This is a genomic window from Microcoleus sp. N9_A2, assembly GCF_036701775.1.
In the GTDB taxonomy this organism is placed as follows: Bacteria; Cyanobacteriota; Cyanobacteriia; order Cyanobacteriales; family Microcoleaceae; genus Microcoleus.
Genome location: NZ_JAUBRH010000011.1, coordinates 1 through 14,209 on the forward strand (window position 1 = coordinate 1; position 14,209 = coordinate 14,209).

Annotated in this window: 10 protein-coding genes; 6 read left to right on the top strand and 4 right to left on the bottom strand. The window is 45.8% G+C overall.

Annotation, left to right across the window (positions count from 1 at the left end):
- Nucleotides 1-236: 236 nt before the first annotated feature.
- Nucleotides 237-1,970, bottom strand: coding sequence for a DUF3352 domain-containing protein (locus QUA44_RS09145; RefSeq protein WP_333309649.1), 1,734 nt, complete (start codon nucleotides 1,968-1,970; stop codon nucleotides 237-239).
- Between the two features lie 136 nt (nucleotides 1,971-2,106).
- Here QUA44_RS09145 and QUA44_RS09150 point away from each other — a divergent pair, with 136 nt between their 5' ends.
- Complete coding sequence (locus QUA44_RS09150) at nucleotides 2,107-2,718, top strand: Uma2 family endonuclease (protein ID WP_333250074.1); 612 nt, start codon at nucleotides 2,107-2,109, stop codon at nucleotides 2,716-2,718.
- A gap of 20 nt (nucleotides 2,719-2,738) precedes the next feature.
- Here QUA44_RS09150 and QUA44_RS09155 read toward each other — a convergent pair whose 3' ends face one another.
- Nucleotides 2,739-3,344: a pentapeptide repeat-containing protein gene (locus tag QUA44_RS09155; protein WP_333250072.1), complete on the bottom strand. Its 606-nt coding sequence runs from the start codon at nucleotides 3,342-3,344 to the stop codon at nucleotides 2,739-2,741.
- 135 nt (nucleotides 3,345-3,479) lie between these two features.
- Between QUA44_RS09155 and purL the strand changes: the two genes are divergently transcribed.
- Together purL and QUA44_RS09165 are read left to right on the top strand one after the other, a co-directional pair.
- Nucleotides 3,480-6,041, top strand: coding sequence for a phosphoribosylformylglycinamidine synthase subunit PurL (purL, locus tag QUA44_RS09160; RefSeq protein WP_333250070.1), 2,562 nt, complete (start codon nucleotides 3,480-3,482; stop codon nucleotides 6,039-6,041).
- A 99-nt stretch (nucleotides 6,042-6,140) separates the two neighbouring features.
- Nucleotides 6,141-7,034, top strand: a complete 894-nt coding sequence (locus tag QUA44_RS09165; protein WP_333250068.1) for an Rpn family recombination-promoting nuclease/putative transposase — start codon at nucleotides 6,141-6,143, stop codon at nucleotides 7,032-7,034.
- An 87-nt stretch (nucleotides 7,035-7,121) separates the two neighbouring features.
- Here the strand turns inward: QUA44_RS09165 and QUA44_RS09170 are convergent, their stop codons facing one another.
- On the bottom strand, nucleotides 7,122-7,292 hold the full coding sequence (locus tag QUA44_RS09170) for a hypothetical protein (protein WP_333250066.1): 171 nt from the start codon (nucleotides 7,290-7,292) through the stop codon (nucleotides 7,122-7,124).
- 178 nt (nucleotides 7,293-7,470) lie between these two features.
- Between QUA44_RS09170 and QUA44_RS09175 the strand changes: the two genes are divergently transcribed.
- The 3 genes from QUA44_RS09175 (at nucleotide 7,471) to QUA44_RS09185 (ending at nucleotide 13,056) form a co-directional block, all read left to right on the top strand.
- Nucleotides 7,471-9,090, top strand: coding sequence for a bifunctional serine/threonine-protein kinase/formylglycine-generating enzyme family protein (locus QUA44_RS09175; protein ID WP_333250064.1), 1,620 nt, complete (start codon nucleotides 7,471-7,473; stop codon nucleotides 9,088-9,090).
- Between the two features lie 812 nt (nucleotides 9,091-9,902).
- Nucleotides 9,903-11,369: an amidophosphoribosyltransferase gene (gene purF / locus QUA44_RS09180; RefSeq protein ID WP_333250062.1), complete on the top strand. Its 1,467-nt coding sequence runs from the start codon at nucleotides 9,903-9,905 to the stop codon at nucleotides 11,367-11,369.
- A gap of 601 nt (nucleotides 11,370-11,970) precedes the next feature.
- The gene (locus QUA44_RS09185) at nucleotides 11,971-13,056 is read left to right on the top strand and encodes a fatty acid desaturase (protein ID WP_333250060.1); all 1,086 of its coding nucleotides are present in this window, start codon (nucleotides 11,971-11,973) and stop codon (nucleotides 13,054-13,056) included.
- Between the two features lie 441 nt (nucleotides 13,057-13,497).
- Here the strand turns inward: QUA44_RS09185 and QUA44_RS09190 are convergent, their stop codons facing one another.
- Complete coding sequence (locus QUA44_RS09190; RefSeq protein ID WP_333250058.1) at nucleotides 13,498-14,088, bottom strand: hypothetical protein; 591 nt, start codon at nucleotides 14,086-14,088, stop codon at nucleotides 13,498-13,500.
- Between the last annotated feature and the right edge of the window lie 121 nt (nucleotides 14,089-14,209).

A 14,209-nucleotide genomic window follows, 5' to 3' on the forward strand; every position in this document is an offset into this window, starting at 1 on the left:
TCTGACTTCTGACTTCTGACTTCTGACTTCTGACTTCTGACTTCTGACTTCTGACTTCTGACTTCTGACTTCTGACTTCTGACTTCTGACTTCTGACTTCTGACTTCTGACTTCTGACTTCTGACTTCTGACTTCTGACTTCTGACTTCTGACTTCTGACTTCTGACTTCTGACTTCTGACTTCTGACTTCTGACTTCTGACTTCTGACTTCTGACTTCTGACTTCTGACTTCTGACTAATTGAGCCGCATAAATATTGTAGCTTTGCGAATTCCTGCGACTTCTCCCGTACTCGTGACAGTGAGCGATCGCAAGTGCTCGAACAATGGTCTTGCCGAAAGTTCAATTAACCTCAACAGCGGGATTTGTTTTTCCCAAATTTGCCTGCTGGAGGGCCAGTCTAAATAAAAATAGCCGTCGTTTGATGGCGGTAGCGGTTCAATGCTGGTTTGAAAATCTTGATTGGCAAATAAAGAGCCTGTTGCGGCGGCTTCTAGTGCTGCGTCCATTGCTTCTACTGAGGTGGTGAAAATTTCGTATTTGCCGACGGTGGCTCGAACTCCTTTTGCCTCGGTTTCGATCGCACTTTTTCTATTATTTTCTTTATCATAATTTGGACTCGTTGTCAACTGCGTCCAAGCGGTAATTTTCTGGTTTCTGAGAGTAAAGCTGCCGATGCTGTATTCTTTGCTGCGGGCAATTTCATCGAGTTTGTCGATCGCCTTTTGGGAATCAGCAGAGTTTTCGGCGACAAAAATCCAGTCAGCACTATTTGACGAATTCGGAAGCACTGCTAAAGCGTATTCTCCTTGTACCCAGTTAAATATATCCTGCTGCAGGTTGACGCCCCAAACTTGCTGAATATCTGCGATCGTGCGATCGACTAATTTTGAGACTTCTGCATTAGTGGACACCGCCGATGACAAATCAGTCCAAAAATTCCTTAAATCGGTGCTGGCGACCGCGAAAGGACTGGCTGAGGGAATGTACTGCAAGGCTTGCACAGGTTCCGAGAGTGTTGGAGAAGCTGTGTTTTCTCGCGATGTCACTAAAGCAGTTTGAGCCAGCAATCCCCGTCGGTTGACTCCGACAGCAACTGCGAGAGAATTAAGAGAAACTGGAGGATTTTGCTCGGTTGCTGACTGCGGGAGATTGACAAATGCTAAAGCAATTCGGCCTTGAGTTAGCTGCTGCAAAGCTTTTTGATATTCCGGGGTATTGTTGAGATTTAGGTTGGCTGATTCAACGTTATTAATTGCATCTCGAATCACACTCGGGCTATTGGAAAATAAAACAAAATTTTGGTTATTCCCAGAATTTAAATTACCGCCGATGGCTGCGGTTGCGAAAGTGGGTGGTAAAGTTGAATTAGGCAGAGAAAACGGGTTAAAAGGCGAAAGCAAAGCAGCTTTTTTATTAGCTGTTGGTGCTTGTTTATAATTAATTTTTACGCCTTTATATAGTTCCGAATGAACTGTTTTATCGGCACGAGATTGTTTGCGCCAGTAGGAGTCGAGAAATTGTTGGCTGCGATCGACCTTTTGGGAGGAAACCGCCAGCAAAAACCCAGTTTCTTGGCCATTGCTGCTGTCGCCATCGAAATCTGGAGTTGTGACGGCGAGGGTAATTTCGTCACCTATCCAAGGTTGGATATCTCGACTGTAATCGAGGCCTGTACTGGCGAGGAAACTTTTTTTGATTTGCTCAAATTCTGCGTGCGATCGACTTCTTTCTTCGGGAGTGGCAAAAACTTGCCGCAATGCTTCGAGGCGATCGGGATTTACCAGCATTGAAGCTAACAAAGGTGCTTGTTTCGAGACAAACACAGCCGCAGCCGGAGTAGTTGTCGGCCCGCCAGCGAGCAAATTCAGGGGAGTGTGAGTTGTCAGCCAGTAAAAACCGCCGGCACTCAAGCCTAAGAGTGCCAAGACGCCAGCAATGAGGAAAGAAAAGAACGATCGCAACTTCATACCACAAGGACTAATGACCACAGTCTATTATTAACTAGAGTAGCGCATGACCGCAGCTATCGGCAGATACTTTTTGTTCAGTTCGCAAAACACAAAGATCAACTAAAATATTCTCAAGCTCTAAAACCCAAGTAAAATGCTAACAATATCAACGCCCCCCGAACAGCGAGTTTTACTCCCCAATATCAGTTGGCAGTTATATGAAAGCCTGCTAGGGGAACTGGGCAACAAACGTTCCACCAGAATTGCTTATCATCAAGGTCAATTAGAAATTATGGTGCCACTACCGGAACATGAAAATCGCAACAGGCTGATCGATCGCTTAATTGTAACTCTCATAGAAGAACTCAATCTGGAGTACAACCCCTTTGGCTCGATGACGATTAAAAAACGCAAAAAAGCAGATGGAAAAGAACCAGATTCATGCTATTATATCCAGAATGAAGCACTGGTCAGAGGGAGAACCGAATTAGACTTTGCTCAAGATCCGCCGCCCGATTTAGCACTGGAAATTTATTTTACCAGCAGTTCCTTAAATCAATTCGATTTATATGCAGATTTGTACCAGAAATTTGGCGGTACGACGGACGAAGCATCAAGTTTTATCAATTGCAAAATGGCGAATATGCCGAGTGCAATTTTTCCCGGGCTTTCCCAATACTACCGACTGCAAAAGTTGACGAATTTATCGATCGCACTCAAACCGCAGGCGCAACCACAGCAGTGCGAGAATTCCGGGAATGGGTAAAAAATCAGTAATTGTGTAGTCTACCACGGCACTCCTCGCGCATCAGAAAAATCGGCATCTAGAACCGCCCCCGCATCAAATACAGCATCAGTTAAATCAGCTTTTCTAAACGACGTTATCGACAATTTTTCTATTTGTTCAACAGCGATAAAAAAGCCGATCGCAGTTAACCCAAGAATTACCCCAGAAACCAAAAATAAGATAATTCCCCTGATAGTATCTCCGCCCCAAAATGTCACAATACCGCTAGCCCCGATCGCAGCAGCAGCCCCAGCCACAGACCCCGCCACAATTCCAGCCTCGCCCCGAGTCACAGCAATCGCCGTCGCAGCCGTTCCAGCCACCGCCACAGCCCCCGCATCTGCCCCGGCAATCAGTCCAGTCAAAGCCCCAGCCGTCGTCACTGTCACCGCTGTCACCCCAGCCCTAGCAATCAAATTTCTCACCCGTCTGCGGCTTTGTCCGGTTCTGACACCCTGAAAATTTGCCCCCCTCAAAATCGCCCCGGTGAAATTGCAGCCTCGAATGTCGCAACCGCTGAAATTCGCCCCTGACAAGTCAAGCCCTTTAAAAGAACGGTTCCGCAAGTTTTGGTTAGCAAAATTGAGATTTCCAGGTTGAGTCATTCGATTTTAGATTTTAGATTTTAGATTTTAGATTAGCAACCCAAAGACCTAGGATTTTAGATTTTAGATTATAGATTTTAGATTAACCAACCAAAGGGCATTTAAAATAAAGCCTGTGGTTTATAACGAGTTTCCATGTCTCCCATCTCCGAATCCCCATTTTCCCCCGAACAAATTGCCGGTGAAAGACTCACACCTGAAGAATATGAAGAAATCGTTCAGCGTCTAGGTCGCCATCCTAATAAAGCTGAATTGGGAATGTTCGGCGTCATGTGGAGCGAACACTGCTGTTACAAAAATTCGCGGCCACTATTAAAACAGTTTCCCACAGAGGGCGATCGAATTCTCGTCGGGCCAGGAGAAAATGCCGGCGTCGTAGACTTGGGAGACGGCTTGCAACTCGCCTTCAAAATTGAATCCCACAACCACCCGTCAGCAGTCGAACCCTTCCAAGGTGCGGCAACCGGTGTCGGCGGGATTCTCCGCGATATCTTCACAATGGGTGCACGCCCGATCGCACTTTTAAATTCCCTGCGTTTCGGCAACTTAGACGATGCTAAAACTCAGAGATTATTCAAAGGAGTAGTATCGGGAATTTCCCATTATGGCAACTGCATCGGCGTGCCCACAGTTGGCGGCGAAGTTTACTTCGATCCTGCTTATTCCGGCAACCCATTAGTTAACGTTATGGCCTTGGGTTTAATGGAAACTCAAGAAATCGTAAAATCGGGGGCATCCGGCATCGGAAATCCCGTGCTTTATGTCGGTTCAACTACCGGGCGAGATGGCATGGGAGGAGCAAGTTTTGCCAGTGCCGAATTGACAGACAAATCAATGGACGATCGCCCCGCCGTCCAAGTAGGAGATCCATTTTTAGAAAAATCCTTAATTGAAGCTTGTTTAGAAGCATTCAAAACCGGTGCAGTCGTCGCCGCCCAAGATATGGGCGCAGCGGGAATCACCTGTTCGACATCAGAAATGGCAGCCAAAGGCGGCGTCGGCATTGAATTCGATTTAGACAAAGTTCCCGTTCGAGAAAGCGGCATGATTCCCTACGAATACCTGCTTTCAGAATCCCAAGAACGGATGTTGTTTGTTGCCCAAAAAGGACGGGAACAGGAATTAATCGATATTTTCCACCGCTGGGGATTGCACGCGGTAGTAGCGGGGACTGTCATCGAAGAGCCGATCGTCCGAATTCTATTTAAAGGCGAAATCGCTGCCGAAATTACCGCGACTGCTTTGGCAGATAACACGCCAATTTATCACCGAGAACTGTTGACAGAGCCGCCAGAATATGCTAAAAGAGCATGGGAATGGACGGCGGATTCCCTGCCACAATCCACAGTTACAGGTATCGAAATTAACGGTAATTTCCAAACTTGGAATCAAATTTTGCTGACGCTTTTAGATACTCCCACCATCGCTTCTAAACGCTGGGTTTATCGCCAATACGACCATCAAGTGCAAAACAATACTGTTGTTTTACCGGGAGGTGCTGATGCTGCGGTTGTCAGATTGCGTCCGCTAGAACCTTGCCAATCTTCCCTTGCTGAAGGGGTAGAAGTACACCCCCTTGCTAAGGGGGATCTACTGAGAGGAAATGCCGTTTCTCTAGCTTCCGAAAGCAAACAGGAAGAAGAGGTAATTCCTCTATTTACCAAGGCACAAGGTAGGGAAACTCCAAAACTTTCTCCCCCCCTTAGCAAGAAGGAAGCGCCCCTGGGGATGATTCCTGGAGTTGCTGCAACGGTTGATTGCAATTCTCGTTATGTTTATCTCGATCCTTATGAAGGTGCAAAAGCAGTCGTAGCGGAAGCAGCGAGAAATTTAAGTTGTGTGGGGGCTGAACCTCTGGCAGTTACGGATAATTTGAATTTTGGCAGTCCCGAAAAGCCGATCGGATATTGGCAGTTAGCGTCAGCTTGTCGCGGGATTGCTGAGGCTTGTCGGGAGTTGGGAACGCCTGTTACTGGCGGCAATGTTTCTCTTTACAATGAAACGGTCGATGCTGAGGGGAATCCTCAACCAATTTATCCGACTCCAGTAATCGGAATGGTGGGGTTAATTCCCGATTTGAAGAAGATTTCTGGTCAAGCTTGGCTAAAGAAAGGTGATTTAATTTATGTGCTGGGAATGGGGGAATCATCCCAAAACTCAGAACTTCCATCTGAAAGCTCAAAAATCGAAATTTCTCCTACTTTGGGAGGTTCGGAATATTTAGCGGCAATTCACGGGATTGTAGCTGGGAAACCGCCAAGGATAGATTTTGAGTTAGAAAGAAAAGTGCAATCGGTTTGTCGCGATGGAATTCGGCAAGGTTGGGTAGGTTCTGCCCATGATTGTGCGGAAGGTGGAATGGCGATCGCCCTCGCGGAATCTTGTATTTCTGCTAAAATGGGTGCGGAAATTCATCTCAGTTTCAATTCGGCAAATGTCAGCCGCTGGGATGAAATTTTGTTTGGTGAAATGGGCAACTGCATTGTAGTTTCAGTCGCACCGAAAAATCAAGGGATTTGGGAGTCTTACCTGCAAGAAAATTTGACCAAAATGTGGCATAAAATTGGTTTAGTTGGCTGTGCTGAATCACCTTTGCGAGTTGTGAGTGCTGACAATCAAGTGTTAATTGAGGTTGCGATGGGTGAGATGGGCGATCGATTCTATAATGCGATCGAGCGTCGGATTGCATCTGTCTGATTTCGAGCGATAGAAACAAAAAACTAAGAGCGATCGTCAGTAAAATTCCAGACTCTGATGATAAAATCGAGATAGCGGTCGTTATCTCGATTTCCCACCATGACATTCATCAACCCCAAAACCGATTACGCCTTCAAAAAAATCTTTGCTTCCCAAGATAGCAAAGGCATTCTCATCAGCTTTCTCAACGCCACGATTTACGATGGAAATCCTACCATTGCAGACTTAGAAATTATCGATCCTAATTTACCGCCCAAGATAGCAGGCTTAAAAGACTCTTCTTTAGATGTCAAAGCCCAACTCGCCGACGGAACACTGGTTATTATTGAAATCCAAGTATTAAACTTTGAATCTCCTAAAAATAGAGTTTTGTACAATGCTAATAAAACTTACTCATCTCAATTACAGAAAGGACAAGGCTACCGAATGTTGAAACCTGTAATTGCACTAACGATTACTGATTTCGAGATGTTTGAAAATAGCGATCGGCTAATTTCTCGGTTTGTCTACAAAGAAACAACAACAAATATTGAATATTTCGACAATCACATTGAGTTAGTATTCGTCGAACTCCCAAAATTTACCAAAGAATTGTCACAAATAGAAACCCTGAGCGATAAATGGATTTATTTCATGAAATATGCCAATATGCTGACACAAGTACCGCAAACAATGGATGTTGTGCCAGAGATTCATCAAGCCTTTGACATAGCAAACCAAGTTAATTTAAACCCTGGCGAACTAGAAGCCCTCGAACGGCAAGAACTGTTTATTTACGACCAACAAGGAATTATAATCAAAGCTAATCGGGAAGGTCGAGAAGAAGGTCGAGAAGAAGGTCGAGAAGAAGGTCGAGAAGAAGGTCGAAAAGAAACAATGCAGGCGGTGGCGCGACAGTTACTCGATCGCCTCGATGACGAAACTATCAGTCAAACAACGGGACTGAGTATCGAAGAGATCCGGAATTTGGGATCGGAGGGAACTTCGCCGTAGGGTGCGTCGCATCGACAATCTACCAATAAAAGCAACAATCTCACGGCGACGCACCACACAATAGTCAGGTGCGTCGCCATCAAAAATCTACAAATCCCATCCTAAAATCTGACAGCGACGCACCCTACAAATTAGCCGTAGGGTGCGTCGCATCGACAATCTATAAATCAAAACGACAATCTCACGGCGACGCACCACACAACAGTCAGGTGCGTCGCCATCTAAAATCTGACAGCGACGCACCCTACAAATTATCACTCATAAACTCGCCGGGTTGGATCGCCCAATTAATCTATACAATATAAACAATATCATTCATAAAATAAATGATTTGCTGTATCAATCCCGACTGTGAAAAGCCTGAAAACCGGACGGGCATACATATTGCATCGATTGTGGCGTCAAACTCGTTCCCATCCTACGAAGCCGTTACCGGATGATAGGATTCCTGGGCAAAGGCGGTTTCGGTAGAACCTATTTAGCAGAAGATATTGATAAATTAAATCAACGCTGTGTCGTTAAACAATTAGCACCCAATGTCCAGGGGACTTGGGCGATTAGCAAAGCGGTAGAATTATTTCAGCAAGAAGCCCGACAACTGCAACAGCTAGGACAACATCCGCAAATTCCATCACTAGATGCCTATTTTGAACAAGACAAATATTTGTATCTCGTACAGCAGTTTGTTGATGGGGATAATTTGTTGACGCTTTTCCAAAATCAGGGAATTTGGCAACAAAGTCAAGTTAAGCAACTATTACTCGAACTTCTACCTGTTCTCAAGTTTATTCACGAACAAAAAATTATTCACCGAGATATCAAGCCTGAGAATATTATGCGCCGTCGCAGCGACGGTTTGTTAATGTTGATTGATTTCGGAGTTTCCAAACAGTTGTCGGGAACAGTGATGTCGAGACTGGGAACGCGAATTGGTTCGGATGGTTATGCACCCATTGAACAAATGAAAGGGGGTGAAGCTTATCCAGCCAGCGATTTGTTTAGCTTGGGGGCGACGGCTTTTCATTTAATGACGGGGATACATCCTGATGGTTTGTGGACGGAACACGGTTATAGCTGGACTGGAAATTGGCAGCAACATTTGAAAAAGCCCATTGACAAGGGACTGGAATTAATTTTCTCTAAGTTGTTGGCAAAAGATATCCAGCAGCGCTACCAATCAGCAGAGGAAGTTCTCAAAGATTTTCAACGTCAGTCAACGCCAAATTTTATACAGACTTTAAAAAGGTTTGACTTTGACACGGTGACAGTTGATGTGCGGGGTAATATAACTAGCCGTCAACGCCGTCAAGCACAATTTTTTAGCGAAAATTTAGGCGGCGGTGCAATCTTACACATGGTAGCAATTCCTGGCGGCCGTTTCGTGATGGGTTCCGCCAGTACAGAAGCAGGGCGAAGTAACAATGAAGGGCCGCAGGGTACTGTTAAGATCTCTCCTTTTTTTATGGGTAATTATCCCATTACTCAAGAACAGTGGGAAGTAGTGATGGGGAATAACCCTTCTGATATCAAAGGTTTGAAACGTCCTGTAGAACAAGTAAGCTGGAATAATGCTCTGGAATTCTGCCAGAAAATTTCTCAAAAAACCGGCAAGATTTATCGCTTACCTTCGGAAGCCGAATGGGAATATGCTTGTCGCGCCGGAACTACAACGCCTTTCTATTTTGGCGAGACAATTACCCCGGATTTAGTTAATTATGATGGCAATCATCCCTACGGTTCTGCGCCGAAGGGACTTTACCGCAAACAAACAACGGATGTGGGGAGTTTTGGGCCGAATCCGTTTGGTTTGTATGATATGCACGGGAATGTTTGGGAATGGTGCAGCGATAAATGGCACGATAATTATAGTGGCGCACCGACTGACGGAAGTTCTTGGGAAACTGGAACAGATAATAACCGAGTGCTGCGTGGTGGTTCCTGGAACTGCTATACGGTCTATTGCCGTAGTGCCTATCGTGGCAGGCAGTGGGCTGTCCATCGCAGCAGGCACCTCGGTTTTCGCGTGGCGGTAGCTTCGGTTTATTCCTTGTCCTAGTTTCCGCGTAGTAGTGGTAGGGTGCGTCGCATTGAACAATCTACAAATCAAATCGACAATTTCACAACAACGCACCACAAATTAGTAAGGTGCGTCGCCCGAAACAATGTGCAAGTTCGATCGAGAATCTCGCAGCGACGCACCCTACAAATTAAACTGAAAAACTTATCTGCTTTGTGCTATTGCCATAACTTGCCGCGCCCAAAATGACATTACATGGCCGCACAGATTCCCATGATGATATAGTAGGTCAATCTCACAGAAAAGTCAAGCTCGATCGCCCTTAAATTCTAATATTTCAAAAAGCCAGTGAAGCAATTTTATAATTTATTTGCCATTGCACGAGCGCCTATTTCTTAGTCCCCCTATGCTGGGACTAGAGTTTGACTCTTAAGCGATTTCAAGAGACTGTTGGCGAATTTAAAAAGGGTTTCACCCCTCACCCCTAAAAATAGTGGCTCTGGACTAAATATTTAATTAACCATATAGCTATTAACTACCAATAGCGAACCCAAATGCTGCATTCCAGATGTGAGGGGTAACACCCTTGGCGACTTCGCCAACAGTATTTTTCAATCGCCGAATCCCTCGCCCGCCGTTAATCAAGGTTAATATAGGATTTGAGGGCGATCGATACTACAATGCCATTAAACGCCGCATCGCTTCTGTCTGAAATGCTACACGAGTTGGAAATAATGACAGATCCGTGGCAAGATTAAGGGAATGTTAAGTTATGCGACGCTTTCGCAAACAAGATTTCCCGCTGAAACTGTCCCCCGAACCCACCTTCCCCATTAGGAACCCACCCATCTATGATTCCCAACCATTCCTTCGAGGCTGACGAGCATTCTAGCAAACCCGACAAGCCCGAGGAAGCTTGCGGCGTTTTCGGTATCTACGCACCGGGTGAAGATGTCGCCAAGTTGACCTACTTCGGCTTGTATGCTTTGCAGCACCGAGGTCAGGAATCCGCCGGAATTGCTACTTTTGATGGTGAAACAGTTCACCTGCACAAGGATATGGGACTGGTTTCCCAAGTCTTCAACGAATCGAGTTTAGGTCACTTGCCAGGTAACTTAGCCGTAGGCCACACTCGCTACTCTACTACCGGCTCGTCGCGGGTGATCAACGCTCAACCTGTGGTTGTCAAAACCCGTTTGGGAAGTCTCGCTTTAGCACATAACGGGAATCTTGTCAATACCAAAGAATTGCGGGAAGAATTGCTTTCTCGGAAGTGCGAATTTGTCAGTACGACGGATTCAGAGGCGATCGCAGTGGCGATCGGTTCGGAGGTAGACAAGGGCAAAGACTGGCTGGAAGCAGCGATCAGTGCCTTCGGTATGTGCCAAGGAGCCTTTAGTTTGACGATCGCCACCCCCAAAGGCGTGATGGGAGTCCGCGACCCCCACGGCGTCCGCCCGTTGGTAATTGGCATCCTCCCCACAACTCCGGTACGGTACGTTTTAGCATCGGAAACTTGTGGCTTGGATATTATCGGTGCTGAATTTTTGCGGGACGTAGAACCGGGAGAATTAGTTTGGATTACAGAGGAAGGTATGGCTTCCTTCCACTGGAGTCAGCAACAAAAGCGCAAACTTTGCATCTTTGAAATGATCTATTTTGCTCGACCCGATAGCCAGATGGAAGGTGAAAGTTTGTACAGCTACCGCCTGCGGATCGGGCGTTTGTTAGCAGCAGAATCTCCGGCTGATGCGGATATAGTCATCGGCGTTCCTGATTCTGGAATCCCAGCCGCGATCGGCTTTTCTCAAGCTTCCGGCATTCCTTACGCCGAAGGATTGATTAAAAACCGCTACGTGGGGCGCACTTTTATTCAACCGACTCAGACAATGCGGGAGTCAGGAATCCGCATGAAACTCAACCCTCTCAAAGATGTGTTGGAAGGAAAGCGAGTAATTATTATCGATGATTCGATCGTTCGCGGCACTACCAGCCGCAAAATCGTCAAAGCCTTGCGGGATGCGGGCGCAACAGCAGTGCACATGAGAATTTCTTCGCCGCCGGTGACACATCCTTGTTTCTACGGGATCGACACCGACAATCAAGATCAGTTGATTGCTGCTACTAAGTCAGTCGCAGAAATCGGCGCCCAAATTGGGGTTGATTCTTTGGCTTTCTTGAGTTGGGATGGAATGCTGAGGGCGACTAACGAAGACCCGATGAGTTTTTGTTCGGCGTGTTTCACCGGTGATTATCCGATCGACGTTCCAGAAGTGGTAAAACGGTCTAAGCTCATATTAGAAAAGGCTGGAGCCTAGAAAATCCAAAAGCGAGAAAGCGATCGCCCGTCATTTTTCGCAATTTATGGGTTTTCTATTTTTTCTAGTAAGTCATTGCCAAAATGTGTGTAGAAATGTTACATTAACTTGGCTGTAGCAATTCTTGCAGAATTCGTGAACTGTGGTGAACAGTCGGTTGGGTAGAACTTGTGTGAAACCCAACCCTCTGATTGGAGATTGGAGATTGGAGATTTGAGATTTGTGCTTGAATCTAAAATCGCCAATCTAAAATCGATGGTTTTTCCCTAAACTCTCGTTCACAATTCCTGCTCGAAACGCTGTATGCTACCTGCAGACTGGAGGTAGTTCCTCCAGATGTCCACTCTCAGATTGAAGTCGCATTTCGCACCAACAACGGGCACATGAGATTTTTTCAGATAACAGGGTCGATCGCACTAATTTTTCCCACACAAGTATTCCACAAGCAAACTTGCTTGAGAATCGCGGACGGGCTGTTCATGCGAACTAAAGAACTTTAGGAACCCTTGCAGAGTAAAAAATATGGCTCCTTGCGAGCCGAAAGTGCCTGTTAAAAGAAGGCGGAATGCGGTTTCTCAAGTCAGCTTAAATCGGAAACTTCGTGCAATCAAATACTGTTCTCAATCCCGCGAGCAATCAAGGCTCATCCTCTCGTACAACAGAGTTACCTTTTACTCTTCAAGATATCAAGGCAGCCATTCCAGCCCACTGTTTTGAGCCCTCGGCCGGGAAATCTCTGGCTTACTTCTTTTTAGATCTTGGAATTATCGCAGGTTTGTATGCGATCGCCTACACCCTCGATTCCTGGCTCTTTTACCCAATCTTTTGGTTGATGCAGGGAACCATGTTTTGGGCATTGTTTGTAGTGGGTCACGACTGCGGACACGGTTCATTTTCTAAGAGCAAATGGCTCAACAACCTGATCGGACACCTCTCCCACGCTCCAATTCTCGTGCCCTTCCATGGTTGGCGGATTAGTCACAGAACCCACCACGCAAATACAGGCAGCTTAGATAACGATGAAAGCTGGTATCCGGTACCGGAAAGCAAATACAATCAAATGCCTTGGTATGAAAAGCTGGGACGCTTTTATTTGATGTTATTTGCCTATCCAATTTATCTATTTCGCCGATCGCCCGATCGGGTAGGTTCTCACTTCATGCCCGGTAGCCCGATTTTCCGTCCTTCCGAAAAAGCGGACGTGTTAACGAGTTCCGCATCCTTAGTGCTGATGGTAGCCTTTTTAGGTGCGTTAACCTATCAGTTTGGTTGGCTGTTTTTGCTGAAGTTCTACTTGGTTCCATATATAGTGTTCGTGATGTGGCTGGATTTGGTAACATTCCTGCACCACACAGAAGCCGATATTCCTTGGTATCGCGGTAATGATTGGTATTTCTTGAAAGGTGCATTGTCTACGATCGATCGCGACTACGGAATCATCAATTCCATCCATCACGACATCGGGACTCACGTAGCCCACCACATTTTCTCGACAATGCCGCACTATCACTTGAAGGAAGCAACGGAAGCCATCAAGCCAGTGTTGGGCGATTATTATCGCAAGTCAACCGATCCAATTTGGAAGAGCTTTATTCGCTCTTACTGGGATTGTCATTTTGTCTCCGATACAGGTTCTGGAGTTTACTACGAATCACCTAACAGTCGGCGATCGGCTGAAGTTAAGTAGCTTAAATAAACAATAGAATACGTAAAAACTCGGCTTATTAAAGAAACCGGGTTTTTCTTTTTTTTTGCGCGTGTTTGATAATAAGATATTCCACATTTAACCTAGATATTGGGGGCGGGCAAGATGCCCACCCCACAAGAAAATTAAGAGTTTTAAAAATGCAAAATAAATATTTTTTAGCTAATGCTGGCGACTGAAATGAACACAAGAGACTTGCATTGCATTTCCCAGCTCTCAATTCCTGCAATTATCTGCGTTTATCTGTGTTTATCTGCCTTAAATCTGCGGTTTCTCGCGAGAAGACTTATTCAATATTGTCTAATCAAAGAGGTTTGTAAGTTGTCGTGCATTTAATTTGTATGCTTATTTTTATGGCAAATCTTGTGGGTGGACACACACTCCGCCCAAAAGTTACAAACTAAATAGACAACAGACATAATATTACAGATTACCTTTAAGCCCGATCGCAGTTACAATCGTCCACGCATCCACCAACAGTAGCAGCAGCGTACAGAAGAGCAAAATAAGATACATCCAAGGCTGCGACAAAGGGCGGACATCTCTAGTATCAATACCTGTTTTTGCTTCCACCAAACCGACTAATTTAGCAAACCCAGCCACTCGCATTGGCAACAAATAACCTTCACCCGAATGACTCAAAAAATAGTAGACTAAACTTCCTTGACCGGTCGATCGAGGTTTGAGAGCTTTCACCTCAGTCCAAGGTAGCCACCAACCCTTGCGAAACACGCGCGGAAACCACTTCGGATAGGTAACTTCAATCCCCTCCTCGCTGAGAATTACCCGTTCGCTGAGCACGCCATACAAGCCCGCTGCGCCGACAATAATTGCAACCCAGAGTGCGATCGGGGGAACAGGTGCTTTCGTGACTTCCGACAAAAACGGCAATGGAATTGTCAGGGCGACGTACAAGCCCAACAGCGTGATTCTAATCAGGGGAGAAAGCCGGAATACAGCCGGCTCAAATACTGGGGGGGAAGATGGGGGAAATGCGATCGGTTCTGCTGACATAACTGAAATGAGAGAAGCTGTTTAATCCTATTTTTGCACAGATGCAGACGGCGCTTGAAACCAGGTTTATAAAAACGAAGTCCACTCGCCTGCGGACTAAAGAAAATAATGTAATTTTAAC